General features: G+C 67.3%; 29 protein-coding genes and 1 tRNA gene. 21 read left to right on the top strand and 9 right to left on the bottom strand.

Going from position 1 to position 23,434, the window contains the following annotated elements; genetic code table 11:
• The first annotated feature begins 624 nt into the window (after window positions 1-624).
• Together ACIBVP_RS42210 and ACIBVP_RS42215 are read left to right on the top strand one after the other, a co-directional pair.
• Window positions 625-1,803, top strand: coding sequence for a DNA cytosine methyltransferase (locus tag ACIBVP_RS42210; RefSeq protein ID WP_396112237.1), 1,179 nt, complete (start codon window positions 625-627; stop codon window positions 1,801-1,803).
• Between the two features lie 17 nt (window positions 1,804-1,820).
• Window positions 1,821-2,303, top strand: a complete 483-nt coding sequence (locus tag ACIBVP_RS42215) for a very short patch repair endonuclease (RefSeq protein WP_396112238.1) — start codon at window positions 1,821-1,823, stop codon at window positions 2,301-2,303.
• 79 nt (window positions 2,304-2,382) lie between these two features.
• Here ACIBVP_RS42215 and ACIBVP_RS42220 read toward each other — a convergent pair whose 3' ends face one another.
• The 4 genes from ACIBVP_RS42220 to ACIBVP_RS42235 all read right to left on the bottom strand — a co-directional run bounded on the left by ACIBVP_RS42220 (window position 2,383) and on the right by ACIBVP_RS42235 (window position 5,370).
• A complete protein-coding gene (locus ACIBVP_RS42220) occupies window positions 2,383-3,153 on the bottom strand; it encodes a GIY-YIG nuclease family protein (RefSeq protein ID WP_396112239.1) in 771 nt (256 codons plus the stop codon).
• A gap of 170 nt (window positions 3,154-3,323) precedes the next feature.
• Window positions 3,324-3,581: a hypothetical protein gene (locus ACIBVP_RS42225; RefSeq protein WP_396112240.1), complete on the bottom strand. Its 258-nt coding sequence runs from the start codon at window positions 3,579-3,581 to the stop codon at window positions 3,324-3,326.
• Window positions 3,582-4,072: 491 nt separating this feature from the next.
• Complete coding sequence (locus ACIBVP_RS42230; protein WP_396112241.1) at window positions 4,073-4,612, bottom strand: GNAT family N-acetyltransferase; 540 nt, start codon at window positions 4,610-4,612, stop codon at window positions 4,073-4,075.
• Window positions 4,612-5,370, bottom strand: coding sequence for a GntR family transcriptional regulator (locus ACIBVP_RS42235; protein WP_396112242.1), 759 nt, complete (start codon window positions 5,368-5,370; stop codon window positions 4,612-4,614). Before ACIBVP_RS42235 ends, ACIBVP_RS42230 begins: the two co-directional genes overlap by 1 nt.
• Window positions 5,371-5,530: 160 nt before the next feature.
• On the opposite strand from ACIBVP_RS42235, the gene ACIBVP_RS42240 reads away from it, so the two are divergent.
• From ACIBVP_RS42240 to xerC, 15 genes are all read left to right on the top strand, one after another.
• Window positions 5,531-5,839 carry a hypothetical protein gene (locus ACIBVP_RS42240; protein ID WP_396112243.1) on the top strand — a complete coding sequence of 103 codons (309 nt, stop codon included), beginning with the start codon at window positions 5,531-5,533 and terminating at the stop codon, window positions 5,837-5,839.
• 230 nt (window positions 5,840-6,069) lie between these two features.
• Window positions 6,070-6,252, top strand: a complete 183-nt coding sequence (locus ACIBVP_RS42245) for a hypothetical protein (protein WP_396112244.1) — start codon at window positions 6,070-6,072, stop codon at window positions 6,250-6,252.
• Complete coding sequence (locus ACIBVP_RS42250) at window positions 6,252-6,449, top strand: hypothetical protein (RefSeq protein WP_396112245.1); 198 nt, start codon at window positions 6,252-6,254, stop codon at window positions 6,447-6,449. Before ACIBVP_RS42245 ends, ACIBVP_RS42250 begins: the two co-directional genes overlap by 1 nt.
• A complete protein-coding gene (locus tag ACIBVP_RS42255) occupies window positions 6,450-6,713 on the top strand; it encodes a hypothetical protein (RefSeq protein ID WP_396112246.1) in 264 nt (87 codons plus the stop codon).
• On the top strand, window positions 6,713-6,901 hold the full coding sequence (locus ACIBVP_RS42260) for a hypothetical protein (protein ID WP_396112247.1): 189 nt from the start codon (window positions 6,713-6,715) through the stop codon (window positions 6,899-6,901). The genes ACIBVP_RS42255 and ACIBVP_RS42260 overlap by 1 nt, the downstream gene beginning before the upstream one ends.
• 102 nt (window positions 6,902-7,003) lie before the next feature.
• A complete protein-coding gene (locus ACIBVP_RS42265; RefSeq protein WP_396112248.1) occupies window positions 7,004-8,392 on the top strand; it encodes an FtsK/SpoIIIE domain-containing protein in 1,389 nt (462 codons plus the stop codon).
• Window positions 8,393-8,394: 2 nt separating this feature from the next.
• Window positions 8,395-8,634 carry a hypothetical protein gene (locus ACIBVP_RS42270; protein WP_396112249.1) on the top strand — a complete coding sequence of 80 codons (240 nt, stop codon included), beginning with the start codon at window positions 8,395-8,397 and terminating at the stop codon, window positions 8,632-8,634.
• 2 nt (window positions 8,635-8,636) lie between these two features.
• Window positions 8,637-8,849, top strand: a complete 213-nt coding sequence (locus ACIBVP_RS42275) for a hypothetical protein (RefSeq protein ID WP_396112250.1) — start codon at window positions 8,637-8,639, stop codon at window positions 8,847-8,849.
• Window positions 8,849-9,526 carry a hypothetical protein gene (locus ACIBVP_RS42280; protein WP_396112251.1) on the top strand — a complete coding sequence of 226 codons (678 nt, stop codon included), beginning with the start codon at window positions 8,849-8,851 and terminating at the stop codon, window positions 9,524-9,526. The genes ACIBVP_RS42275 and ACIBVP_RS42280 overlap by 1 nt, the downstream gene beginning before the upstream one ends.
• A gap of 19 nt (window positions 9,527-9,545) precedes the next feature.
• Window positions 9,546-9,749 (top strand): hypothetical protein, encoded by a 204-nt coding sequence (locus ACIBVP_RS42285; RefSeq protein ID WP_396112252.1) that lies wholly within the window; start codon window positions 9,546-9,548, stop codon window positions 9,747-9,749.
• Window positions 9,750-9,772: 23 nt separating this feature from the next.
• Window positions 9,773-10,423, top strand: coding sequence for a DUF2637 domain-containing protein (locus ACIBVP_RS42290; RefSeq protein WP_396112253.1), 651 nt, complete (start codon window positions 9,773-9,775; stop codon window positions 10,421-10,423).
• Window positions 10,424-10,511: 88 nt separating this feature from the next.
• Window positions 10,512-11,189 (top strand): DNA methylase, encoded by a 678-nt coding sequence (locus ACIBVP_RS42295; protein ID WP_396112254.1) that lies wholly within the window; start codon window positions 10,512-10,514, stop codon window positions 11,187-11,189.
• Window positions 11,177-12,526, top strand: coding sequence for a replication initiator (locus ACIBVP_RS42300; protein ID WP_396112255.1), 1,350 nt, complete (start codon window positions 11,177-11,179; stop codon window positions 12,524-12,526). Before ACIBVP_RS42295 ends, ACIBVP_RS42300 begins: the two co-directional genes overlap by 13 nt.
• Complete coding sequence (locus ACIBVP_RS42305) at window positions 12,523-12,708, top strand: helix-turn-helix transcriptional regulator (protein WP_396112256.1); 186 nt, start codon at window positions 12,523-12,525, stop codon at window positions 12,706-12,708. Before ACIBVP_RS42300 ends, ACIBVP_RS42305 begins: the two co-directional genes overlap by 4 nt.
• A complete protein-coding gene (gene xerC, locus ACIBVP_RS42310; RefSeq protein ID WP_396112257.1) occupies window positions 12,708-13,901 on the top strand; it encodes a tyrosine recombinase XerC in 1,194 nt (397 codons plus the stop codon). Before ACIBVP_RS42305 ends, xerC begins: the two co-directional genes overlap by 1 nt.
• 24 nt (window positions 13,902-13,925) lie before the next feature.
• Here xerC and ACIBVP_RS42315 read toward each other — a convergent pair.
• Together ACIBVP_RS42315 and ACIBVP_RS42320 are read right to left on the bottom strand one after the other, a co-directional pair.
• Window positions 13,926-13,998 (bottom strand) — tRNA-Arg (locus ACIBVP_RS42315).
• A 99-nt stretch (window positions 13,999-14,097) separates the two neighbouring features.
• Window positions 14,098-15,177 (bottom strand): LacI family DNA-binding transcriptional regulator, encoded by a 1,080-nt coding sequence (locus ACIBVP_RS42320; RefSeq protein ID WP_396112258.1) that lies wholly within the window; start codon window positions 15,175-15,177, stop codon window positions 14,098-14,100.
• A gap of 41 nt (window positions 15,178-15,218) precedes the next feature.
• Between ACIBVP_RS42320 and ACIBVP_RS42325 the strand changes: the two genes are divergently transcribed.
• The gene (locus ACIBVP_RS42325; RefSeq protein WP_396112259.1) at window positions 15,219-16,478 is read left to right on the top strand and encodes an MFS transporter; all 1,260 of its coding nucleotides are present in this window, start codon (window positions 15,219-15,221) and stop codon (window positions 16,476-16,478) included.
• 23 nt (window positions 16,479-16,501) lie between these two features.
• Window positions 16,502-18,484 (top strand): cytochrome c oxidase assembly protein, encoded by a 1,983-nt coding sequence (locus ACIBVP_RS42330; protein WP_396112260.1) that lies wholly within the window; start codon window positions 16,502-16,504, stop codon window positions 18,482-18,484.
• Here the strand turns inward: ACIBVP_RS42330 and ACIBVP_RS42335 are convergent.
• The 3 genes from ACIBVP_RS42335 to ACIBVP_RS42345 are packed head-to-tail and all read right to left on the bottom strand — an operon-like array spanning window position 18,481 to window position 20,899.
• Window positions 18,481-19,308: an ABC transporter permease gene (locus ACIBVP_RS42335; RefSeq protein ID WP_396112261.1), complete on the bottom strand. Its 828-nt coding sequence runs from the start codon at window positions 19,306-19,308 to the stop codon at window positions 18,481-18,483. The genes ACIBVP_RS42330 and ACIBVP_RS42335 overlap by 4 nt on opposite strands.
• 11 nt (window positions 19,309-19,319) lie before the next feature.
• Complete coding sequence (locus ACIBVP_RS42340) at window positions 19,320-20,258, bottom strand: ATP-binding cassette domain-containing protein (RefSeq protein ID WP_396112262.1); 939 nt, start codon at window positions 20,256-20,258, stop codon at window positions 19,320-19,322.
• The gene (locus tag ACIBVP_RS42345; RefSeq protein ID WP_396112263.1) at window positions 20,255-20,899 is read right to left on the bottom strand and encodes a TetR/AcrR family transcriptional regulator; all 645 of its coding nucleotides are present in this window, start codon (window positions 20,897-20,899) and stop codon (window positions 20,255-20,257) included. Before ACIBVP_RS42345 ends, ACIBVP_RS42340 begins: the two co-directional genes overlap by 4 nt.
• A gap of 197 nt (window positions 20,900-21,096) precedes the next feature.
• On the opposite strand from ACIBVP_RS42345, the gene ACIBVP_RS42350 reads away from it, so the two are divergent.
• Both ACIBVP_RS42350 and ettA read left to right on the top strand, forming a co-directional pair.
• On the top strand, window positions 21,097-21,537 hold the full coding sequence (locus tag ACIBVP_RS42350) for a single-stranded DNA-binding protein (protein ID WP_396112264.1): 441 nt from the start codon (window positions 21,097-21,099) through the stop codon (window positions 21,535-21,537).
• A gap of 188 nt (window positions 21,538-21,725) precedes the next feature.
• A complete protein-coding gene (gene ettA, locus ACIBVP_RS42355; protein ID WP_396112265.1) occupies window positions 21,726-23,402 on the top strand; it encodes an energy-dependent translational throttle protein EttA in 1,677 nt (558 codons plus the stop codon).
• Window positions 23,403-23,434 lie beyond the last annotated feature (32 nt).

The raw sequence follows: 23,434 nt of genomic DNA on the forward strand, positions 1-23,434 counted from the left end.
CTGCGGTCGTTTGGGTGGGGTAAGAGTCAGGCGGCTGCGCCTGATTGCTCGCGTCGACCGCATCGACCGACAAGGTCGACTCCTGACGGAGTTGTCCACAGCCCACTGAGTTGTCCACAACCGCCCGGTAACCCGCGTGGTGTGTCGTGTTCCCGCCGTACCGTCGGTCCCATGAAGTTCCCGTACTCAACCCCTGAACCTACGGCTTCGTGATCACTTGGGACAGGTTCGTACTGTTATCTGTCAACACATGCTCTCACCTGCACCGATGGTCGCCGCGCATCGCGACGTATGCCCCGGTTTGACGTCAGCTGCGGTGGTTGCAGCTGATTAAGAGTGTGAGTCGATCTTGCAGACGCGGCGCGCATGATCCGGTAGGTGATCTTGCACACGTAGGACGTTCGGTTAGCACTGACGCTGACGTGGTCAGTAGGCAGATCTATGCACTCACGCGTCCTACCTCACTTTGGGCAGTTAGCGCAGCTCAGGTGGCCGCCTCTCGTCGCAACACGATCAAGGAGGAACATGCCAACCCCACACCCTACGCAGGGTTGCCACGAACACTCGTGCGACCCGCGCCATACGTCCCACCGTAGGCCTCGTAGTTTTCATAGAGTGAGGCCTATGGATCAACCGGCTGTTGACGAGCACGGCTCCCCGGCGGAACCAGCAGCTGCTGAGTTCTTCGCAGGTATCGGGCTGGCCCGCCTGGGGCTGGAGCGGGCCGGCTTCCGCGTGCCATGGGCGAACGACATCGATGCCGCGAAACACAACATGTACATCGGGCACTTCAAGGACCCGACTGAGTCTCACAAGTTCGTCCTGGGCGATGTAGGTCAGGTGAGAGGAGCGGACCTTCCCGAGGGCCTCTCCGTTGCTTGGGCGTCGTCTCCATGCGTGGATGTATCTCTTGCAGGTGCGCGCCTAGGTTTGAGCGGCGCTCGCTCATCGGCCTTCTACCAGTTCACACGGGCATTGAGCGAGCTACCTGCCGAGGCGCGGCCCCCGGTTGTGACACTTGAGAACGTCGTTGGCTTGGCGACTAGCCACGGAGGCGACGACTTGACCGCGGCGATCGCTGAGTTGAACAAGCTCGGTTACTCGGCCGACGTGTTAACGATCGATGCCCGAATGTTCGTTCCGCAGTCACGGCCGCGACTGTTCGTCATCGGTGCGCTGAACCCTCCGGTTGACGACCCGGATGCCAATCCACAGCTGCGTCCGCGCTGGCTGCAAGCACCGTTCGAGAACCCGTCGCTTGTGACGCATCGCGCCCGTCTGCCAGAGATATCTCCTAGCGCTGGCTCTCTCACGTCAGTTGTCGAAAGCATCCCTCCGAGTGACGAACGTTGGTGGGACGCCAAGCGGCTCGCGGCATTCGAGATGGGACTCTCGCCTGCTCAAGCTGCGCGACTTAAAATCCTGCGTGAAGGATCCACGCTTGTTCATCGGACTGCCTATAGGCGAACTCGTCAAGGTAAGCCTATGTGGGAAGTGCGATCTGACGACATCGCCGGTTGCCTACGCACTGCAAGAGGCGGCTCTTCAAAACAAGCCCTCGTCGAAGCTGGCAAAGGAGAATTTCGCGTACGATGGATGACCGGCCGTGAATACGCTCGGCTGATGGGGGCCGACGACTACGAACTGAAGGGCATGCGAGACAATCAAGTGCTATTCGGCTTCGGCGACGCCGTATGCGTTCCTGTAGTCGCCTGGTTGGCTGAACACTATCTGATGCCGCTGGTCGAAGGAAAATTGCAAGAACCAATGCTTCAACACGAACTTGCCATAGCTGGAACTTAAGTATGTGAGCTCACGGCATGGGATCAATAAAGGAGTCGAAGAGTAGGCAGCCATCTTGGGCCTCCTCCCCTGCGACCCGCAGGTCTATGCAGGCGAATCGAAGCCGAGATACAAAGCCTGAGGTAGCTTTACGGCAGCTGCTGCACGCTCGGGGTCTTCGTTATCGAGTGTGCGCTAGACCGATTCCAGGCATGCGGCGCACCGCCGATATTGTGTTTCGCCCTGCACGTGTCGCGGTTGAGGTGTACGGCTGCTTCTGGCATGGCTGCCCTGAGCACTATCGAGCGCCAGCGACCAACAGCCAATACTGGGCGGGCAAGGTAGAACGAAATATGCGACGGGACGCCGACACCGCTAACACACTCAATGATGCCGGTTGGGCGCTTGTCGTGGTGTGGGAGCACGAGAATCTCACCGAGGCTGCAGAGCGCGTGACTGAGCTAGTGATGCTCCGGCGAGCCGCACTAACTCAGTCACGCACTGCTGGTCGACGCGTCTGAGCCCCCTGCTGGCGGCTGACTGCTTCTGTTGTGACGAGGCGGATCAGTTCAGCCAGCTATAAGTATCGTTTTGACTCAGTTAGTCGTCAGTTATCTCTCTGTCCTCCGCGTCCGGAACTTGAGCGCCCACCTCGACAATGCGTTTCTCCGCCAGCCAAGCCAATCTCTTGGCTTGAAGCAACAAAGTGCGCCGCATACCTCCGGACACCTCCCGCTCAGAGATCATCTGAGAGAGTCTTGATATCGTCGCCGCACGCCTGGCAATACGAATGTCGGAGTGTTTTCGATCTTCCCACAACTCGTCTGGGATTATGCGCCCTCGCACGGGAATGGGCAACTCTACTTCCTCAGTTGCGTGAATCTCACCCTCGTTGAGAACGGCATGGAACCGGCTGGCTTTCTCCAGTTGCAGATAGACAGTGTACTCATATGGATTGAGCATCACGCGCTTTTCAGCCGCCGTCGCTTTCTTCTCCGGATCTTTTGCGCTCGGAGCCACCGCAATACTCGGCACCGACCACATAGAAATCGTCGCGACTTCAAACGGATCGAGAATGAACTTTGCAACGGCATCGGAGCGCTGGCCTGTGAGGTGTCTACCAACACGATCCGAAAAGCTAGAGGAAGTCTGTCCGACATAGATAGGCTCGTCGTCGTAGTCGAAGAAAGCGTAGACTCCCGTCTTGGCTGCACCGATCGTTCCGTCGCCATTCGGATCCGGCTGCTGCATCAGCTCCTTGAATTTGGCGCGGATAGATTTGACAGCCGCTGGGGGCTGGTCGCGTTTCGGTATCTTCTGCACTGGCTGCATGAAGAAGTCATCGTCTGACCAGGGCTCGCCTGCAGGCACTCATACCCCCGTTGCTTACAGTTTCGACTGATCACTCCCCGCTACCAGGAAGTGCACGACATCTTACCAACACGAGCATGACACCCGGTCGACTCAGCCATACCAGCATCGCGAGAGCTTCCCTGAACACTGCGGAGAGGCGTACGCACGAAGACTACAGTTGCGGAAGACTAAGACTCCTCGTCTTCGTCCCAAGCATCGCCGCCGATTGGCGTCGAACTGTTCTTCTCCGCCCAGCGATAGTCGAAGGTCATACTGTGCCGCACGTCGACCAGCCCTCCTTCGAGAAGCTCCGCAGAGGCTGCGTTTATAGCACCTTCAACCGCACCGTTGTAGACCGCTTCCAGTCTCTTCTTTCCCGCTTTTCGATCGCCCAATTCGAACTCGATATTGATGGTCAGTATCTTTCTTGTCGCCACGGTGATCACACCCTTCTGATTGGCACCTTGATCTCTAATCGCTCCGCGAGCAAGATCCGTTTCAGATACTCCCCACGAGGAGGGGGCTCCTGCCATCCCGTCGACCTGGCGTAGCCCGATCGTGCCGGGTCAAGGGGGCACTGTCCTCGTGGCCGGCGCTTTGGGCTGGGTCTGCCCCCTTGACGCGGTGCGATAGCCCTTGTGGAGGTCGACGGGATGGCAGGACTTTCCCCCGACGAACCGCAGCCGGACCGCGGTCCCGCCATCCTGTTGGCCTGCCCGTCCGGCGAGGACATTCTCTTGCCGGTTCAGCGCGGGCCTTGCTCCCGGCCCGCCTTCGGCCGACCGGCGCGCGCTGGGACCGGCGCCAGCCGCACGCCCAGCGCGCAGTGCCGCGTCGGCCATGAGCACAGCGGGCCAGCGGGCGCCGACAGGCGCCCGCCTTGAACAAGTAGAGAAAGTCTGAACACAGCAGCCAACCGGTGGGCGTCCATGTCGGACTAGTCGGCGGCGCGAACCTGCGGACCACGTCCAAGCTGGACAGTTGCGTCTCGCTGGAAGCACGCGCCAGAACCAGAGGGGTCGGGGACGACACGCACAAGCTCGAAACCGCGATCGGCGTAGTAGCGCCACAACCCAGGATTGGACCGCCACGCGTCGAGCCTGATCCACTTGCAACCCACTTCGATGGCGCGGCGCGCGGCCCAGTCGATGAGCGCGGAACCGAGTTCGATCCCCTTTGCGGCTGGCTCGGTGACCATGCGGTGGAGGTAGAGGGCCTCGTCGGGGTGATCCTCGGGCAACCACATCGCCGGGTCGGCGTTTCGGTCGACGGTGATCGTTCCAACAACCGTCTCCGCTGGATCACGGACGAGCCAACAGGTCTTGGCGGCAATCGCGGCTCGGATGTTGTCGAGCTTCACCGGGTACTGCCACTGGTCCAGCCCGACATCCGCGAGAGCTGCAGCCGCTCGCACCCACATGTCAGCCACCACGCCCACGTCGGCGGAAGTCGCCCGACTGACCGTGACCGTGTCCATCAGGCGCTCGGCTTCGGGTGTTCGCGCTCGTACACGATCACGTGACGGTCGCCGGGTAGTACGTACTTCTCGACGCGTCCGACCTTGTCGTCCGCGGTGAAGCCGGTCAGGTAGTGCACAGCCACCGGCGTCCCGGTCGGCAGGGCCAGACGTGTGGACTCCTCCGGCGTTGGCATCCGGACGTAGTACTCGTCGATCGCGCGTACCTCACGGCCGAGAAGACGCGTGATGACAGCGTTCGAACCCTCCGGCATGTCGGCCGGGTTCATGATCGGGGTGTCCTTCACGAGATCGAGCAGGTAGTACGTGTCGTTGATGTTGAACGGCTCGCCGTCGATACTGCGGACCCGTCGGCGCACGGCCACCGGCGTCCCCTCAGGCACCCCGTATCGGGCAGCCACCAACCGGTCAGCGGCCTCGATCTTGACGTCGATCTGCTGCGACGGCGTCCGCCCTTCCTCGGTGAGCGACGTCATGAACCGGTCCATCACCTTGGATCGCCGCGGCTCCTCGTCGGACTGCGGCCGGTACACCATGTTCCGTCGCTGCCGGACAGTGCGGCCACGGCCCGCCCGGGCGGACACGAGGCCCTCCTGTTCGAGCTGAGCAAGCGCCTTGCGCACGGTCACCCGACTAGTGCCGTACTGCTCCTGTAGCTGAGCCTCGGACGGGAACTCCATCTCGGCGGTCAGGTTGCCGTCAACGATGGCCTTCCGCAGGTCAGCGGCGATGCGGCCGTACAGCGTGTCCGTTGCCATCGCTCCTCTTCAGTCTCTCGTCACCTTCGGGTGTTGACACCTAGCTTACCTGTAGATACATTTAATACAGCTCCTGTATCTACAGGTAATACAGGACAGACTACCTGGAGGCGCTGTGTTGCGGAACATCCCCGTTCAGTTGTCCGGTCACAAGGTGCTGGTGACGGAGGCTCCGACCGTGAAGATGCGCCAGGGCAAGGACGGTCAGTCGGAGGTCGTGACGGACCGGGACGGTGCGACGCAGTTCGTGGTCGTGTTGTTCGTGAAGCCGCGGCCGAACCAGTCGGGTTACGCGGGTAAGGGCGCGGAGATCAAGTGCACGTTGGAGACGGACCCGGGTGACGAGGTGTCCGAGGGTGACCTGGTGGAGCTGATCAACCCGCGTGTGTCGCACTGGGAGAACGAGTTGGACGGTCGGATGATGTCCGGCCTGGCGTGGCGTGCGACGGGGATCAAGCCGGTCGCCTGATCGCCACTTTCTTCCGAGTAACCGATTTCGAGCGCGTTTTCTAAGCCGTTTTTCTGGGCTGCTTGTTCTTTGAGAATTCCACAGTGGGCCGATCTATGCCTTCTTCCGGCGCTGCGAGAGGTGTCGGGAGAGGAAGGGTTTCGTTTGTTCCCGCGCTGGTCGCTGCCGTTGGTGGGGCGGTTGGCGCGGGGACATTCGTGGCGCTTTCTGTTGGCAGGAAGGGAGGTTGGGTGGTGACGCGGAGAGTGCGGCCGGTGGTGGTGCGGCAGCGGATCGCGGAGCGGTTGGAGCGTGAGCGGGTGCGTGTGGAGTCGTGCCCGGATGAGGAGTTGTTGGTGTCGCCGGTGTGGCGGCAGGGCTATGTGGCGGGTTTGCGGATCGCGCGGGTGATCGTGCGGGAAGGCGGCGAGTGATGCGGGAGATTGAGCGGATTATCGAGGCGGCGAACGCGGCGTACCGGGAGTTCGCGGCGACCGATCCGGACCGGGAGGTGCGGGACGTGGTGCGGAACGCGGTGCGGTTCCTGACGGTGGATCTGACGACGGCGGTGGAGTTCGCGGCCACGGTGTCGGGGCCGGTGTCGGGTCGGGTGATGGGGAGGGTGGCGTAGATGCAGATCGAGTCGGTGAACCGGAGGGCGCGGGAGCGGTACGCGTCGTTCGTGTCGGCGATGGACATGGTGCGTGAGGCGCTGGACAACCTGACTCCGGTGATCGGGAAGGTTCGCTGGGTCGGGGGCAGTTCCGGGTGGACGGTGCCGAGGCGGGAGGAGCTGGCCGGGATCAAACGCACCGTGGTGGAGGAGCTCGAACGACTGCGGGCCAAGACGAAGAAGTACGAGGCGGAGCTGGTCTCGCGGGAGTGGAGGCTCTGATGTCGCATCAGGTGGACCGGGCCGTGGAGGACGTGGACAAGGCGATGGCGATGTTGCGGGAGGCGATCCGCCTGGTTCCGGCGCGGCGGCAGGCGTTCAAGGCGAACCATGACCGGATGGCGCGGGAGATGGCGCGGTTGACGGTGGCGTTGATGGACGCGCGCACGGCGATCGATCCGAAGGACTAGCGGTAGCGGGACGGCAGAACAGACCAGGCAGGGAGCGGCCCCGATCACCCCTCACGGGTGGTTGGGGCTTTCTCGTGCCTGCTGACGGGAGGTGAACAGGTCGTGAGCAAGACGAGCCGCGGGAACGCGGGTAAGCAGGAGTCGACGCGTCGGCCGGGCGCGGAGTGGCGTGCCGCTGGGTGGGCGATGCGGCATCCGTTGAGCGTGGCGGTGCCGGGTGGGCTCGGCTGGGGCTGCGTGGAGTTGGGGCCGCAGACGATGGGGATCGGTGCCGGGCTGACTGCGGCTGCTGTTGGCGCGTGGTACCGGGGGCACCCGAACAGCTTCGACCGGGTGGTCACGCCGCGGGTGCGGTCGGCGCGGCGTCGGTGGTGGACCTACTCGGGTGGCCGGTGGCGCAGGGCTATGCAGGACTGCGAGCTGTTCACCACCCACCGCAAGACCGGCGCGGATCACTTCCCGCGGGTGCTGAAGGTGCGGGCGCACTCGCCGACCGTGGACACGGTGTTCGTCGGGCTGGCGCGCGGTCAATCGGTGCGGTCGTTCACGGATCGGGTGGAGGAGCTGTGCGCGGCGCTGAACGTGGAGCGGATCGGGATCGAGAAGGTCAGGCCGCGGGTGGTCGGGCTCGTGGTGCAGCACGCCGAACCGTTCACCGAGGTCATCGACGCACCGGAGATGCCGGCGGATTCCGACGCGGTGGACCTGCGGTCGGTCTACCTCGGGGACGACGAGTTCGGCGGGGAGTGGCGCGAGTCGCTGACCGGGAACCACTGGTTCGTCGCCGGGGCCACGGGTGCGGGGAAGAACAGCATCGGGTGGTCGTTGCTGCGCACGCTCGCGCCGTTGATCCGGGATGGGCTGGTGCGGCTGTGGGTGTGCGACCCCAAGCAGATGGAGTTCGCCAAGCTCGCGCCGATCGCGCACCGCTACGCGGCCACCGATGAGGACTGCGCCGACCTGATCGCCGACTACGTCCAGGACCTCAAAGAAGGTCAGAGCCGGTTGGGCGGCAAGGGCAAGCGCACCCTCACCGTGTCGGCTGAGACGCCGATCAACCTGCTGATCGCCGACGAGATGGGCGCCCTGCTCGCCTACGGCGACTACGCCCGGGACAACCGGCGCAACCTCGCCATCGTGGGGTCGCAGGGCCGCTCGTCGGGGCACCACATGGTCGGGTTCGTCCAGGAACCCACCAAGGACACGGTGCCGGTGCGGGACCTGTTCACCGTGCGGGTGTGCCTGCGGCTGACTGCGGCCGGGCAGGTCGACAGCGTGCTCGGGGAAGACGCTCGGCTGCGGGGCGCGCTCGCTGACGAGATCCCCAACATCCCGGAAACCGCGGGCATCGGCTACGTCGTCCGCCCGCGCACCCGGACCCCGATGCGGGTCCGCGCCGCGTATGTCGACGACCGCGAGATCGATCAACTCGTCAACTTCGTCCGCACCGGCACACCGGGCGGGCGCGTCAACCTGGAAGTGGTGGCCTAACCATGTCTTCGCTCGATGAGCGTCAAGCCCTCACGTTGGGCTCCCTGATCCTGCTGGGCCTCGTCACCCTCACCGCGGCCGTGCCGGTCGTCGGGTACGTGCTGCTCGGCCTGGTCATCCTGTCCGTTCTCGGACTGGTCGCCGGTGCGGTGGTGCTGTGGCGGAAAACCCGCTGGCAGCCCCTCGACGACCGTCCGATGCGAGTCGCCACGCCGGTCACGCAGAACCGGGAGGTGGCGTGAGCATGCTGCGCACCACAGGACAACTGATCGGAACCTGGCTGCGGGTCACCTTGCTGCTCGGGCTCGCCGTGCTGATCGCCGGGTGGATCTGGGGCTTCGGCTCCGGCCCGTTCGCGCTGGCCGTGGTCGCCGCGGTCGTCGTCGAGACGTTCGCTGTCCGCGGGCTGGCGCGGGAGTGGGTGTTCGAGGCACGCGGCCGCTGGTGGTGGTTGTGATGGCCGATCAACTCGACCTGTTCGGCACCGGCACCACCGATCCCGGGCACGCATCCGCGGCTGACCCGGCTCGGGGCAGGTCTTCGCGACGTTCCCGGTCGACGGGCCGTCCCGAGGTCGCTGCCGAGGTGCTCGCCGACGTGCACCACGGCCGGTACGGGCTGCTCGACGACGGCGACCGGTACGTGGTGTTCGAGGACGACACCCGCGTCCGGCTCGCCACCGACGAGAACGTACTCGCCTCGCTGACCGCGAACGGCTACGTGGAGCGTCGTCCCGCTCGGGACACCGTGTCGTGCAAGCACGGCGCGATCCGCCGACCGGTCACCCCGCTCCGACTCACCAAGAGCGGGCACGCACTGATGCACCGCTGGGCAGCGCTCGCGAAACCGAAGGTCATCCGCGGTGACGAGTCCACCATGACCGCCTCGTGCGGCCACTCCGCGCACGCGGTGGACGACCGGAAACCGTATGGGCGGTGGCGGGTGTCATGGCTTGCGGGCCGCACCGTGTCCCGTAACCAGGCCATCACCGCGCTGGTGCTCGCCTCACACGTCGCGGGCGGTGTGACCGGTCCGGCGCACCGCCATTGGCCGCACATCGTCGGCTGGGCAGTGGAACTGGACCTGACCGCAGAGGAAGCGGTCGCCGCAGTGCAACACACGTCGAACCGCTGATTCCAGAAAGGACGACCCCGTGTCTACAGCAGTCGAATCGGCCGCGTCCCTGTACGACGCCGCGACGCGTCGCCTCGACGAGGTCATCAAAACGATCGAGGACATCCCGGTCAGCGGCCTCCCGAACGAGAACTCCCGCACCGCGGTCCGGCTGGCTGCCGAGGCGTACGACCTGTGGCGCGGCCTCACGGCCGCCCGCGACGCGCTCACGGGCACCGGCTGACCACACAGAGAGGAGAACGGGCCATGCACGGCAAGCTCGCCGACGTGATCCGGATCGGCGTCGCGGTCATCCTCGGCGGGATCGGCGCGGCGGCCGGGTTCACCCACACCCACGACTGGGCCGTCTCCCACGGCCAAACCGGCTGGCTCGCCTGGGCGACCGCGGTGGTCATCGAGGGCATGGCCGTGGTCGCCGGGTTCGAGATCCACCACGACCGGGCCGCAGGTCGCCCGTACGCGCTCCCGGCGACCGTGCTGGTGTTCGGGGTGCTGGTCCAGATGACCGCCCAGGTCGCCGAAGCCGAACGCTCCCCGGCCGGGTGGCTGGTCGCCGCCATGCCCGCGCTCGGCTTCCTCGCGGTCGTCAAGCTGCTCATGCGGCGCGCACCGACCACCCCACCCGAAGAGACGGCCGACAAGGTGGAACCGGCAGCGGAAGCGCCCGAACCGCTCCCGGCACCGGCACCACCGGAGACGACTGCCGTTCCTCGAGTGCGGCTGCCCGCCGACATCACCGCCCGAATCGACGCCGCCATCACCGCGGCACGGAACGAGGGCCGCGACCCCTCCGTCGAGGACATCCAACGCGTCGCCCGCGTACCTGCCGACCTGGCCCGGCGCGTGCTCGCCGACCGCCCGCCGACCAACGGGCACCCGCTCCCTTCGCTCGACTGACCCGCACACGCACAAGGGCGGGGCACGGCCACACCGGCTGATGTCCCGCCCTTCTCGTTGTGCCCCAACAACTTCGAGGTGATACGCCGTGGGCAAACCCCGTCTGCTCGATCTGTACTGCTGCGCCGGCGGTGCCGCGATGGGCTACCACCGCGCCGGGTTCGAGGTGGTCGGCGTCGACATCCGCCCCCAACCCCGCTACCCGTTCGAGTTCCACCAGGCCGACGCGCTCGACTTCCTCACCGCCCACGGCCACGAGTTCGACGCGATTCACGCCAGCCCACCTTGCCACGACCACACCTCGCTCAAGGCGCGCTCCGGTGAGGACGGCACCGGCTGGCTGCTGGACGCGACACGGCAAGCACTCGTCGACCACCCGGTGACCGTGATCGAGAACGTCGCCGGCGCGGACATGCGCGTGGACCTCCGGCTGTGCGGCGGCATGTTCGACCTCCGCACCTACCGACACCGCTGGTTCGAGATCAACGGCCCCCTGCTGCTCGTCGAACCCGCCCACCCGCTCCACCGCGTCCGCACCTCGGCGAAGAAGCGTCGCACGTGCTGGAACGCCGGCCTGCACATCTCCGTCACCGGCGACGTCACCACCGACGTCGCCGCGCAAGCAATGGGCATCGACTGGATGACCAGTCACGAACTGGCCCAGGCCATCCCACCCACCTACACCGAGTTCATCGGCCGACAACTCGTCGACCACCTCGAACACAACCACCCGAACAAGGAGGTGACCGCCGCATGTGGACGGTAGACGACCGCATCCGCGAACGGCTCCGATCCGCCGACTACGGCAACTGGCGTGCCCGCGTGGAGGCCATTGGCGGCTGCGCGAAGCCCATCCGGCTCGCCGGTGGCTCCACGCTCATGCACGCACCCACCGGCGAAGTGGTCGACGAACACAACGGCACTGCATGGGTGCCCTGCGGCAACCGACGCGCCGCGGTCTGCCCGACCTGCTCGGACCGCTACGCCGCCGACGCGTTCCACCTCATCCGCGCCGGGCTCTCCGGTGGCTCCAAAGGTGTGCCTGAGTCGGTCACCGACCGGCCCCGCGCGTTCGTCACCCTCACCCCGCCCTCGTTCGGGCAGGTCCACAACCGCGCGTACAGCAGCGCTGGACGCCCGCTGCGGTGCCCGTGCGGGGAACGGCACCACGAGCACGACCCGCGCATCGGCGCACCCCTGGACGCCGACGGGTACGACTACACCGGGGCGGTGCTCTGGCAGGCACACACCGGTGTCCTGTGGCACCGGTTCGTCACCCGCCTCCGCCGCGAGATCGCCAAACGCGCCGGTATCCGCGTCCGGGACTTCAAACACGTCGCGCGGGTCTCATACGGCAAGGTCGCCGAATATCAGCGGCGCGGGCTCGTCCACTTCCACGCCGTTGTCCGCCTCGACGGACCCGACGGCGCGGCCACACCACCACCCGCGTGGGCCACGCCCGAGCTGCTCGACGCAGCGGTACACGCTGCTGCTGGCGCGGTCTCGATCAAGACCACCCGGCCGGACGGTGCCGCCCTCACCCTCGCCTGGGGTGGACAAGTCGACATCCGGCCGATCGTCCGCACGTCCGATGTGGAGGACGACGACGGCCAGATCAGCGAACAACGCCTGTCCGGCTACATCGCCAAGTACGCCACCAAGGGCACCGGCAAGACCGAAGCCGCCGACCGCCCGGTCAGGTCCCAACTGGACATCGACCACCTGCGGGTCTCCGACCACCACCGGCGCATGATCCAAACCGCCTGGGACCTCGGCGAACAAGAGAAGTACGAGGACCTGAACCTGCGGCGCTGGGCACACATGCTCGGGTTCCGCGGCCACTTCCTCACCAAATCCCGCGCCTACTCGACCACCTTCAAGACCCTCCGCGGCGACCGCCAAGCCCACCGGCTCGCCGAACGCCTGACCGCGCTCGGCATCCCCGCCGAGGACTTCGACGACATCACCGTGATCAACGACTGGGAGTTCACCGGCACCGGCTACGCCGACGACGCCGAACGCGAACTCGCCGCGGCCATCTCCGACCGGACACGGCAAGCACGTCTCAGCAGGAACCGACAAGAACAGGAACAAGCAGCATGAACGCATCCAAGCTGTGGGGAATCAAGGACGTCGCCGAATACCTCGGCATCCCCGAACAGACCCTCTACCAGTGGCGCACCAAAGGCTACGGGCCTCCTGGACGCCGTGTCGGCAAGTACGTCCGCTACCGCGCCGCTGACGTGATCGAGTGGTTCGAGAAGCTTCCCGCGGAGGTCGCCTGATGCCGCGACCACCACTGCCGCTCGGCACCTACGGGAAGATCAATGTGACTCGGGTAGGGCTGTCTACCTGGCGTGCGGATGCCAAGTACCGAGACTTCGACGGCGTGACTCGCCGTGTCGGCCGGGTGGGTGCTTCGGCCAACAAGGCGGCTGACAACCTGCGGGCTGCGCTCCGGGATCGCGGCAAGATCATCGCCGATGGCGAGATCACGCCTGACTCGCGGTTCGCGGCGGTTGCCGACCTGTGGCTGCGGGACCTCGCCGAGTCCGGTAAGGCGACTCGCACGAAGGAGACCTACACCGAGGTCTGGACGAAACTGCTCGCTCCGGCTGCCGCATCGCTGAGGGTCAAGGACTTTCGCAGGGTGTCTGTAGCCGATCGGATCATCCGGGCGATCCGGGACAGCAACGGCGTCGGCCGGGCGCGGCACGCACGAATCGTGCTTGGCGGCATGTGCTCGTTGGCGGTCCGGTTGGACGCGCTGGATGACAACCCGGTACGCGAGCTGACTCCCGCTCCGCGGAAGCGGAAGTCCGAACGTCGTGCTGGCCGCAAGGTGGTTCTCACTGAGGACAGCGTGGCCAGGCTGCGGGCGCACATGGCTTCCTCCGACGTGGCCGTCCGCAACGACCTCGTGGACGTGGTGGACGTGCTCAGCGGCGTTGGTGCCCGGATCGGCGAACTCGTAGCGCTGGACTGGTCAAAGGTCGACTTCGACGCAGGAACGGTTCAGGTCGCGGGCACTGTGATCCGGGTCAAGGGCCGCGGACTGATCGTGCAGCAGCACACGAAATCGGAAGCGGGCATGCGGACCATCCGGCCACCCGCCTGGGTGTTGGAGATCTTGAAGCGCAGGAATGCCGACCGCACGTGCGAGTGGGTGTTCCCGTCGTCTGCGGACACACTCAGGGACCCTGACAACCTGCGCAAGCAACTCCGCGCGGCGGTCGGGGGCACCACATGGGCCGGGCTGCACCCTCATGCGTTCCGCCACTTCGTGTCCACCCGATTGGATGCCGCGGGTTGGTCTGCTCGGCAGATCGCCGACTACCTCGGTCACGATCGGATCTCGACGACCCAAGATGAGTACATGGACCGGCACGTGGCAGGGGAGGGGAGCACGGCGGCAATGCCGGAGATCCTCCCGAAAGAGGCAGGTAAAGGGCATGTTGATCACGAGATGACTTCGTGATCAACCGCCCTACCTGCGGCTACGCGCCCCCGGCAGGACTCGAACCTGCGACCCAGAGCTTAGAAGGCTCCTGCTCTGTCCGCTGAGCTACGAGGGCATGAGGCAACCGGCCGCCCGGGGGCGGATGGCTGTCCCAGTGGGTCTGATCGTTCGCGGACGCTCTGGCGTTTCTCGTTCTCGCCAAGTTGTCCCGACGTCACACCGTCGCGGCGGTCGAACCGCGGACCTGGAGGTCGACTCCGATGGTGACCGGTCTGCCCGGTCTTGCGCCGTCGAGGACCTGTAATGCCAGCTCACCGGCCTGGCGGCCCTTGGTGACGAGGTCCTGCCGGACGGTGGTCAGCGGCGGATCGCTCCAACTCGCGGCTGGGGTGTCATCGAAGCCCACGATGGAGACCTCTCCCGGCACGGACAGCCCGAGGTCGTTCGCGGCGCGGATGGCGCCCAGCGCCAGTTCGTCGGACATGCAGAGCACCGCGGTCGGTCTCGGTTCGCGCCCGAACAGCCACCTCGCGCCCTCCCTGCCCATCTCGCGCGCGTTGCCCGGCGCCTCCCAGAACGGCGCCGCGGATCCGACGATACCCTGTTCACCCAGGGCTTTCAGGTAGCCGGCGAGGCGGTCGAGGGTGACCCGGAAGTGTGCCTGCGCGATCCTCTGTGGACTGACCGGTCCGCTGACCCCGTCCGCGCTCAGGCCGAGGCCGAGGATGCCGACGTGGCGATGGCCGAGGTCGGCGACGTGCTTGGCGGCCAGGTACGCGCCGCCCTCGTCGTCGACGCGCACGCGCGCGGACCCCGGTACGGCGGGTTGGTCGACGACCACGAGCGGCAGGTCACGGGCGCGCACGGCCTCGAGTGCCGGCGCGTTGTCCGGTAGCGAGTAGGCCACCACGACGTCGGTCTGCGCCCGCATCACCGACTGCGCACGTGGCCCGTCGCCGTTGACGCCGGGCAGGAGCAGCAGCGACCGGTCTCCGCTGTCCACCGTGGCGGACAGGGCGTCGAGCATGATCGACAGCGCTGGGTCGGAGAACGCCGAGGACAGGCCGTCGCACAGCATGAACGCCACCGAACCGGCCTGTTTCGTCGCGAGGCTGCGCGCGACCGGGTCCGGGCCGGCGTAACCCAACAGCTTGGCGGTGGCGATGATGCGCTCGCGGAGCTCGCTGGACAGCTGGTCCGGCCGGTTGTACGCGTTCGACACCGTCGCCCGGGAGACGCCGACGCGCTGGGCGACGGTGTCCAGCGTCGGTCGCCTTTCCCGGTCATGGTGCACCGTTCAAGCCTACGACCAGGTGCTTCAGCAAACTCGTAGCCATGACTGAAGCGCTTCAGTACGATGGCTCCCGCGGGGTCCAGAAGGAGGAACAGGTGCGTTCGGGGCTGTCGGTGTTCATCGTGTTCGCGCTCAACGGCGTGGTCATCGGCTCGTGGGCGCCACGTATGCCGACACTGGCCGAGCAGATCGGCGCCAGTGCCGGTGTCCTCGGCCTCGCGCTGCTCGGCGCGAGCGTGGGCATGATCACCGCCGCGTCGCTGACCGGCCGCCTGTGCGCGCGGTTCGGCGCCCCCGTGGTGGTCCTCGGTTCGGGCCTGGCCACCGCGGCCGTCCTGCCGCTCCTCGCCATGGTCGCCTCGCCGCTGCAGCTCGGCCTGGTCCTGGTTCTGCTCGGCGCGTCGGTCGGCATGCTCGACGTGGCGATGAACGTGGCCGCGGTCACCGTCATCCGCCGCACCGGCCGTGCGCTGATGCCCGTCTTCCACGCGTTCTTCAGCTTCGGAGCCCTCGCCGGTTCGATGGGCGCAGCCTTCGCCGCGGGCCACGAACTGAGCCTGGTCCCGCACTTCTCCCTGGTCGCGGGCGTCGCGGCGGTGCTGACGCTCGGCGTGATCCGGTTCGTGCCACGTGAGGTGGCCGCCGTCGACACCGGCGAGCACAGCGGCCCCGACCGCCGCCTGCTGCGCCGCCCGGTCCTGTGGCTGCTCGGCTTCATCGCCCTGTTCTCCGCCATCGTCGAGGGCGCGAGCGGCGACTGGTCCGCGCTGTTCGCGGTCCGCGAGCGTGGCATGAGCGAGGCGGCGGGCGCGGTCACGTTCTCGGTCTTCTGCATCGCCATGGGCGTGGTCCGGCTGCTCGGCGAGCAGATGGAACGACGGCTCGGCGCCGTGAAGATCCTGGTCGGCGGTGCGCTGATGGCGGGCACCGGGCTGATCGTGATCGCGATCGTGCCCGTGGACTGGCTCGCCTACGTCGGGTTCGCGCTGGCCGGCGGTGGTCTCGCGTTCGCCTTCCCGGTCGCGCTCGACCTCGCGGGCGCGGTCGGCAGGCGCGGCGACGGCACCGGCGGCGAACGGGAGATCGGCTTCGTCACCACGATCGCCTACTCGGGCTTCCTGATCGGCCCGCCGATGATCGGTGGTGTCGCGCAGCTGACCAACCTGGAGTTCGCGATCGGCTTCGCGGGTGGCATCGCGCTGCTGATCGCACCGGCCGCGCTCGCCTCGGCGGCGGCCCGGCGACGGGAGCAGGCGGCCGCCGAGAAAACCGAGCACGAGGTCGCACCGGCAACGCTCTAGGCGTCGGTGACTACAGTCAGAGCGTGTCCGTCGACAGCACCGCGACCTCCACCCATGCGCGGATCCCCAGCGTCGTCCCGCTGATCTTCGTGGCCACGCCGTTCGCGGCACTGGTCGCCGTGGTGCTGCTCAGCTACACCGCGCCGGACGTCACCGTGGACGTACAGGTCGGCGCCGCGGTCCGGGTGCTCGCCGAGGCGGGCGCCGTGCTGACCGTCGGGTCGCTCCTGTTCGCCGCGTTCCTCGTCGCGCCGCAGAAGTCGGGCACCCTCGGCGCGGGCGGCTACGCGGCGTTGCGGACCGCGGCGTGGTCCGCGCTGGTGTGGTTCGCCGGCGCCGTCGCCTCGGTTCCGTTCCTGGTCGCCGACGCGGTCGGCCGCCCGGTGGCACAGATCCTGCGTGACCCGTCGCTGATGTTCGAGCTGATCGGGTTGCTCGAGCAGGCGAAGGCCTGGCTGATCACCGGCGGGGTCGCCCTGGTCATCGCGTTCGCCGCGTTCGTCGTGCTGTCGTGGGGCTGGACCACGGTGCTGTTCGGCCTCGCCGTGTTCGGCGTGCTGCCGGTGCCGATGACCGGCCACTCGTCCTCCGGCGGCAACCACGACCTGGCCAGCAACAGCCTCGTCTACCACCTCGTCGCGGCGTCGCTGTGGGTCGGCGGCCTGATCGCGTTGATGATGTACGCGCGGCGGTTCCAGCGCGGCCCGGCCATGACGACCGCCGTCACGCGGTTCTCCGCCGTGGCGCTCGTGTGCTGGATCGCGATGGCGGTCTCCGGTGTGATCAACTCGTGGGTCCGGGTGCCCGTCAGCGAGGTGTTCACCACCTCCTACGGCCTGCTGGTGGTCGCCAAGATCGTCGCGTTGGTGCTGCTCGGCGGGTTCGGTTACCTGCACCGCCAGTACAGCGTCCGCGCCATCCAGGAAGGTGGCACCAGCAGGCTGCTGGTCCGGCTCGCCGCGGTCGAGGTGCTGGTCATGTTCCTCACCTTCGGCATCGCGGTCGCACTGGCCCGCACGCCGCCACCGCCGCTGGAGTACCTGCCCGACCAGGTCGAACTGGCGCTCGGCTACCCGATCGACGGCCCGCCGACGCTCGTGAACCTGCTGACCGCGTGGCGGTTCGACCTCATCTTCGGCACCCTCGCGATCGTCCTCGCCGTGCTGTACCTGATGGGCGTGCGCAAGCTGGCCGCCCGGGGCGACCACTGGCCGATCGGACGCGTCGTCGCGTGGCTCGCGGGCTGCGCGGTGATCCTCTTCGCCACGTCGGCGGGCATCGGCCGGTACGCGCCCGCCATGTTCAGCGTGCACATGGAAGTGCACATGATGCTGTCCATGCTGGCGCCGGTGCTGCTGGTGCTGGGCGGTCCGGTCACGCTGGCGCTGCGTGCGCTGCCGGTGGCCGGCAAGGACGGGACGCCGGGCCCACGCGAGTGGCTGCTGGCGCTGGTCCGGTCGCCCCTGTCGAAGTTCCTGACCAACCCGATCGTCGCGCTCGTGCTGTTCGTCGGGTCGTTCTACGTCCTGTACTTCTCCGGGCTGTTCGACTGGGCCCTGGACAAGCACTGGGCGCACCTGCTGATGAACGCCCACTTCCTACTGGTCGGCTACGCCTTCTACTGGCCGGTGATCGGCATCGACCCGTCACCACGCCGCCTGCCGCACATCGCCCGGCTCGGCATGGTGTTCGCGTCCCTGCCGTTCCACGCGTTCTTCGGCGTGATCCTCATGGGCATGAACACGGTCATCGGCGAGGAGTTCTACCAGCGGCTCGCACTGCGGTGGAACTTCGACCTGCTGTCCGACCAGCGACTCGGCGGCGGCATCGCCTGGGCCGCCGGGGAGCTGCCGCTGCTGATCGTGCTCGTCGCGCTGCTGGTCCAGTGGGCCCGCGCCGACGACCGCGAGGCCCGGCGGCAGGACCGCCGGGCCGACGCGGAGGGCGACGAGTCCGATCTCGCCGCGTACAACGCGATGCTGAAGAAGATGTCCGACAGGACCTAGGCGGTCAGCGGGCGACGGAAGCCGCGGACCGCGGCCACCATGCCGACCGCCATCAGCCCGGCGCTCGCCGCGAGCGCCGCCATGACCCCGTTGCCGACCGGCAGGTCCAGCGCCAGGTTGCGGGACGCGTCGACCGCGTAGGTCAACGGGTTGACCGTCGCGACCGCGCGCAGCCACGCCGGCAGCCCGTCGACCGGCACGAACGCGCTGGACGCGAACATCAGCGGGAACATCGCGAGGAACCCGATGGTCTGCATGGACTCCGCGTTGCGCACCCACGCGCCGACGGCCAGGAAGATCCACGACAGCGCCCAGCTGACGGCCAGCGCCAGCAAGAACGCCGGCAGCACGCCCAGTAGCCCACCAGCCGGGGAGAAGTCGAACAGCACCACGGCCGCGACCAGCAGGATCACCAGTTGCAGCGCCGTGCGGACCAGGTCCGACAGGCTGCGGGCGACCAGCACGGAGCCTGGGCTGATCGGCAGCGACCGGAACCGTGCCAGCACGCCGTTCTTCATGTCCGACACGAGCCCGATGCCGGACTGCAGTGCCGCGCCGATGCCGGTCGTGACCAGGATGGCGGGCATCAGGTAGTTGATGTAGGTGACCCCGGCGGGGAAGCTCGCCGTGTTCGCCATGCCGCTGAAGACCTGGCTGAACAGCAACAACATGATCAGCGGCTGCAGCACGCTGAAGATCACGAGCTTGGGGTCGCTCACCACGGCGCGCAGCGACCGGCCGGTGAGAATGGTGATCTGCGACGCGGTGCCGGTGCCCTGCCAGCGGGGGAGCGCCACGGTGGGCGCGAGGGTTGCGGTGGTCATGGGTGGCTCCTTCAGGCGGCCTTGTTCTTGGCGAGGGTCAGGTAGACGTCGTCGAGGCTCGGTTCGGTGAGTGCCAGCTCGGCCACCTCGACGTGGACCTCGTCGAGCGCGCGGACCACGACGGCGAGGTCGGCGGAGGTGTCGACGGGGGTGCGCAGCTCGGCGCGCGGCTCGTCGAGCACCGGCGCGAGGCCGTGCCTCTCCAGCGAGACGATGGCGGCGGGCGCGTCCTGCGGTGACGCGAGGGTGACGTGCACCGCCCGCTTGCCGACCTGGGACTTCAGCTCCGCGGCCGTGCCGGAGGCGACCACCCGGCCCGCGGACAGCACGGTGATCGCGTCGGCGAGGCGGTCGGCCTCCTCGAGGTACTGGGTGGTCAGCAATACGGTCGTACCGTCACCGACCAGGTCCTCGACGATCTCCCACATGCCGATCCGGCTCGCCGGGTCCAGCCCGGTGGTCGGCTCGTCGAGGAAGATCACGTCCGGCCTGCCGACGAGGCTCGCCGCCAGGTCGAGCCGCCTGCGCATGCCGCCGGAGTAGGTCCGCGCCGGGCGCTTGGCGGCGGCGGTGAGATCGAACAGGTCGAGCAGTTCGGTGGCCCGTGCCTTGGCCGCACGGCGGTCCGCGCCGAGCAGCCGGGCGATGAGCACCAGGTTGTCGAACCCGGAGAGCTGCTCGTCGACCGACGCGAACTGGCCGGTCAGGCCGATGCGCCCGCGCACCTCGTCGCCGTCGCGCACCACGTCGAACCCGGCGACGCGGGCGGTGCCGCTCGTGGGCGGCAACATGGTGGTGAGGACGTTGACGAGGGTGGTCTTGCCCGCCCCGTTGTGGCCGAGCAGCCCGAGCACGGACCCGCGCGGCACCTGGACGCTCACGCCGTCGAGGGCGGTCACGTCGCCGAAGGTCCTGGTGATCCCGGTGGCTTCGATCATGAGGTCGGTCATGCTGTTCTCCCCTTGTCGGTGCGGATGACCCCGTGCAGGAACAGGTCGACGATCTCGGCCGGGTCGTCTGCGGTCGTGCCGAAGCCCTGGCCCTGCATGCGGTTGCTGAACACGAGACCGAGCAGCATCCGCGTGGCCCGTTCGGCGTCGACGCGGAGGTTGTCGGTGGTCTCGTCGAGCAGGCCGCTGATGGCGTGCGAGACGCGCAGCATCTCCGGCGGCGGCCCCGGCTTGGCGGGTTCGTCGTCCCCGTGCATGCGCTTGCGCATGTCGTCCGGGGAGACGCCGCCGATCCGCATCGCCTGCCCGACGGCCCAGACGCGGTCGAGGTAGCCGCTGATCGCCTCGACGCCGCGGGTGAGCCGGTCCGCCAGCGGCCCGTCGGTGCCGATGCCGTCGATGACCGCGACCTCCTCGTCGGAGTTCATCCCGGCTCGCATGCAGGCGATGAGCAGGTCCTGCTTGTCCTTGAAGGCGCGGAAGACCGTGCCCTCTGCGATGCCCGCGGCCGCGGCGACCTGGCTCGTGGAGACGTTGCCGCCGTGCTCGATCAGCAGGGGGAGCGTGGACCGCACGATCGCTGCCCGTCGCTCTTCCTGGCTCATCGCGGGCGCCCGGCGCCTCTTCTCGTCCTCGACCATGACACCACTATATGAGTGAGCACTCACTCACGTCAATGAGTGAGCCCTCACTCATTTCGTGGTCGCTACCACACCCCGCCGACAGTCCCGGCCCTTCCTGGTTCGGCTCGCCCCGGGTTGTCCACAGCTTGGCCGCTGATCCACAACCCGGCGGTAACTTCCGCCGTCCCCCGGCCGTCCACGGCACGCTGGGGCACATGTTCGAAACACCGATCACCGTGACCGGCCGGGTCGTGTCCGACGTGACCACCCGCACGACCGGGGCAGGGCTCAGGGTCTCCAGCTTCCGCATCGCGTGCCAGGAACGACGCTTCGACAAGGAAAGGAACGCATGGGTGGACGGCGACCGCATGTACATGGGCGTGACGGGCTGGCGCAAGCTCGCCGAAGGGATGGGGGCGTTGGAGAAGGGCGACTACGTGGTGGTGAGCGGCCGGCTGAAGGTCCGCGAGTACACCACCGACGACGGCACCCGCCGGGCCAGTCCCGAGATCAACGCCAACGCCGTCGGCCTCGACCTCGCGTGGCACACCGTGATCGTCAACCGGCAGCCGTGGGCGTCCGCGGAACAACTCGCTCTCGTCGGCCCCGACGGCCAACCCGAGTCACCAGGAGAGGAGGTGGCAGTGGCAGCGTGACCGTCGTCCTTGTGCGGCCGGGTGCGCCCGGCCGGGCGCACACCCACGAACCGAAAGGAGTCGATCACGAGGCCGTGACCAACCGGGTCGCCCGGCGGGGAGGAGGCACGTGAGTCGCCATCGTTCGCGTAGGCAAAACAGCCACACCGCGGTCATGGCCGAGCACGGACCGCTCTACGATCGCGCCCATGGCCGAGTTCATCTACACCATGAAGAAGGTGCGCAAGGCGCACGGGGACAAGGTCATCCTTGATGACGTCTACATCCAGTTCTACCCCGGAGCGAAGATCGGGGTGGTAGGCCCCAACGGCGCAGGCAAGTCGAGCGTGCTCAGGATCATGGCGGGCTTGGACCAGCCGAACAACGGCGAGGCGTTCCTGTCCCCCGGGTACACGGTCGGCATCCTCCAGCAGGAGCCGCCGCTCAACGAGGACAAGACGGTCCTGGGCAACGTCCAGGAAGGCGTCGGCGAGATCCACCAGAAGCTCATCCGCTACAACGAGATCGCCGAGCAGATGGCGACCGACTACTCGGACGAGCTCATGGAGGAGATGAGCAAGCTCCAGGAGGACATCGACCACGCCGACGCGTGGGACCTGGACTCGCAGCTCGAGCAGGCCATGGACGCGCTGCGCTGCCCGCCGCCGGACGCGGACGTCAAGGTGCTCTCCGGTGGTGAGCGCCGCCGGGTGGCCCTGTGCAAGCTGTTGCTGCAGAAGCCGGACCTGCTGCTGCTGGACGAGCCGACCAACCACCTGGACGCGGAGAGCGTGCTGTGGCTGGAGCAGCACCTGCAGCAGTACCAGGGCGCTGTCCTCGCGGTCACCCACGACCGGTACTTCCTGGACAACCTGTCGCAGTGGATCCTCGAGCTGGACCGCGGGCGTGCACACCCGTACGAGGGCAACTACTCCACCTACCTGGAGAAGAAGGCGGAGCGGCTCGCGGTCCAGGGCAAGAAGGACCAGAAGCTGCAGAAGCGGTTGAAGGACGAACTGGCGTGGGTGCGGTCGAACGCGAAGGCGCGGCAGACCAAGTCCAGGGCCCGTCTGGAGCGGTACGAGGAGATGGCGGCGGAGGCCGAGCGGACGCGCAAGCTCGACTTCGAGGAGATCCAGATCCCGCCGGGGCCGCGGCTGGGCAACATCGTCGTCGAGGTCAACAAGCTCAAGAAGGGCTTCGGTGACCGGGTCCTGATCGAGGACCTGTCGTTCGACCTGCCACGCAACGGCATCATCGGCGTGATCGGCCCGAACGGTGTCGGCAAGTCGACGCTGTTCAAGACGATCGTGGGGCTCGAGAAGCCGGACGCCGGCGAGGTCAAGGTCGGCGACACGGTGAAGCTGTCGTACGTCGACCAGGAGCGGGGCGGTATCGACCCGAAGAAGAACGTGTGGGAGGTGGTGTCGGAAGGGCTGGACTACATCCACGTGGGCCAGGTCGAGATGCCGTCCCGCGCGTACGTCAGCGCGTTCGGGTTCAAGGGTGCCGACCAGCAGAAGCCTGCCGGCGTGCTGTCCGGTGGCGAGCGTAACCGGCTCAACCTGGCGCTCACGCTCAAGCAGGGCGGCAACCTGATCCTGCTCGACGAGCCGACGAACGACCTCGACGTGGAAACGTTGGGCTCGCTGGAGAACGCGTTGGAGCAGTTCCCCGGCTGTGCGGTCGTGATCTCTCACGACAGGTGGTTCCTCGACCGCGTCGCGACGCATATCCTCGCGTGGGAGGGCACCGACGAGAACCCCGCCAAGTGGTTCTGGTTCGAAGGCAACTTCGAGGGCTACGAGAAGAACAAGATCGAGCGCCTCGGGGAGGAAGCCGCCCGCCCGCATCGGGTCACCTACCGCAAGTTGACCCGCGACTAGGTTGGGGGTGCGGTGGCGGCGGCCTGGAACGA

It is taken from the genome of Actinophytocola sp. NPDC049390 (genome assembly GCF_044466355.1).
Taxonomy (GTDB): Bacteria; Actinomycetota; Actinomycetes; order Mycobacteriales; family Pseudonocardiaceae; genus Actinophytocola.

Excerpts from the sequence above, each read along its gene's own strand:
- ACIBVP_RS42210 (WP_396112237.1), top strand. The coding sequence starts at position 625 with ATGGATCAACCGGCTGTTGACGAGCACGGCTCCCCGGCGGAACCAGCA.
- ACIBVP_RS42275 (WP_396112250.1), top strand. The coding sequence starts at position 8,637 with ATGCTGCGCACCACAGGACAACTGATCGGAACCTGGCTGCGGGTCACC.
- ACIBVP_RS42215 (WP_396112238.1), top strand. The coding sequence starts at position 1,821 with ATGGGATCAATAAAGGAGTCGAAGAGTAGGCAGCCATCTTGGGCCTCC.
- ACIBVP_RS42280 (WP_396112251.1), top strand. The coding sequence starts at position 8,849 with ATGGCCGATCAACTCGACCTGTTCGGCACCGGCACCACCGATCCCGGG.
- ACIBVP_RS42350 (WP_396112264.1), top strand. The coding sequence starts at position 21,097 with ATGTTCGAAACACCGATCACCGTGACCGGCCGGGTCGTGTCCGACGTG.
- ACIBVP_RS42305 (WP_396112256.1), top strand. The coding sequence starts at position 12,523 with ATGAACGCATCCAAGCTGTGGGGAATCAAGGACGTCGCCGAATACCTC.
- ACIBVP_RS42230 (WP_396112241.1), bottom strand. The coding sequence starts at position 4,612 with ATGGACACGGTCACGGTCAGTCGGGCGACTTCCGCCGACGTGGGCGTG.
- ettA (WP_396112265.1), top strand. The coding sequence starts at position 21,726 with ATGGCCGAGTTCATCTACACCATGAAGAAGGTGCGCAAGGCGCACGGG.
- ACIBVP_RS42345 (WP_396112263.1), bottom strand. The coding sequence starts at position 20,899 with ATGGTCGAGGACGAGAAGAGGCGCCGGGCGCCCGCGATGAGCCAGGAA.
- ACIBVP_RS42260 (WP_396112247.1), top strand. The coding sequence starts at position 6,713 with ATGTCGCATCAGGTGGACCGGGCCGTGGAGGACGTGGACAAGGCGATG.
- ACIBVP_RS42250 (WP_396112245.1), top strand. The coding sequence starts at position 6,252 with ATGCGGGAGATTGAGCGGATTATCGAGGCGGCGAACGCGGCGTACCGG.
- ACIBVP_RS42290 (WP_396112253.1), top strand. The coding sequence starts at position 9,773 with ATGCACGGCAAGCTCGCCGACGTGATCCGGATCGGCGTCGCGGTCATC.
- ACIBVP_RS42235 (WP_396112242.1), bottom strand. The coding sequence starts at position 5,370 with ATGGCAACGGACACGCTGTACGGCCGCATCGCCGCTGACCTGCGGAAG.
- ACIBVP_RS42270 (WP_396112249.1), top strand. The coding sequence starts at position 8,395 with ATGTCTTCGCTCGATGAGCGTCAAGCCCTCACGTTGGGCTCCCTGATC.
- ACIBVP_RS42340 (WP_396112262.1), bottom strand. The coding sequence starts at position 20,258 with ATGACCGACCTCATGATCGAAGCCACCGGGATCACCAGGACCTTCGGC.
- ACIBVP_RS42255 (WP_396112246.1), top strand. The coding sequence starts at position 6,450 with ATGCAGATCGAGTCGGTGAACCGGAGGGCGCGGGAGCGGTACGCGTCG.
- xerC (WP_396112257.1), top strand. The coding sequence starts at position 12,708 with ATGCCGCGACCACCACTGCCGCTCGGCACCTACGGGAAGATCAATGTG.
- ACIBVP_RS42300 (WP_396112255.1), top strand. The coding sequence starts at position 11,177 with ATGTGGACGGTAGACGACCGCATCCGCGAACGGCTCCGATCCGCCGAC.
- ACIBVP_RS42335 (WP_396112261.1), bottom strand. The coding sequence starts at position 19,308 with ATGACCACCGCAACCCTCGCGCCCACCGTGGCGCTCCCCCGCTGGCAG.
- ACIBVP_RS42325 (WP_396112259.1), top strand. The coding sequence starts at position 15,219 with ATGACTGAAGCGCTTCAGTACGATGGCTCCCGCGGGGTCCAGAAGGAG.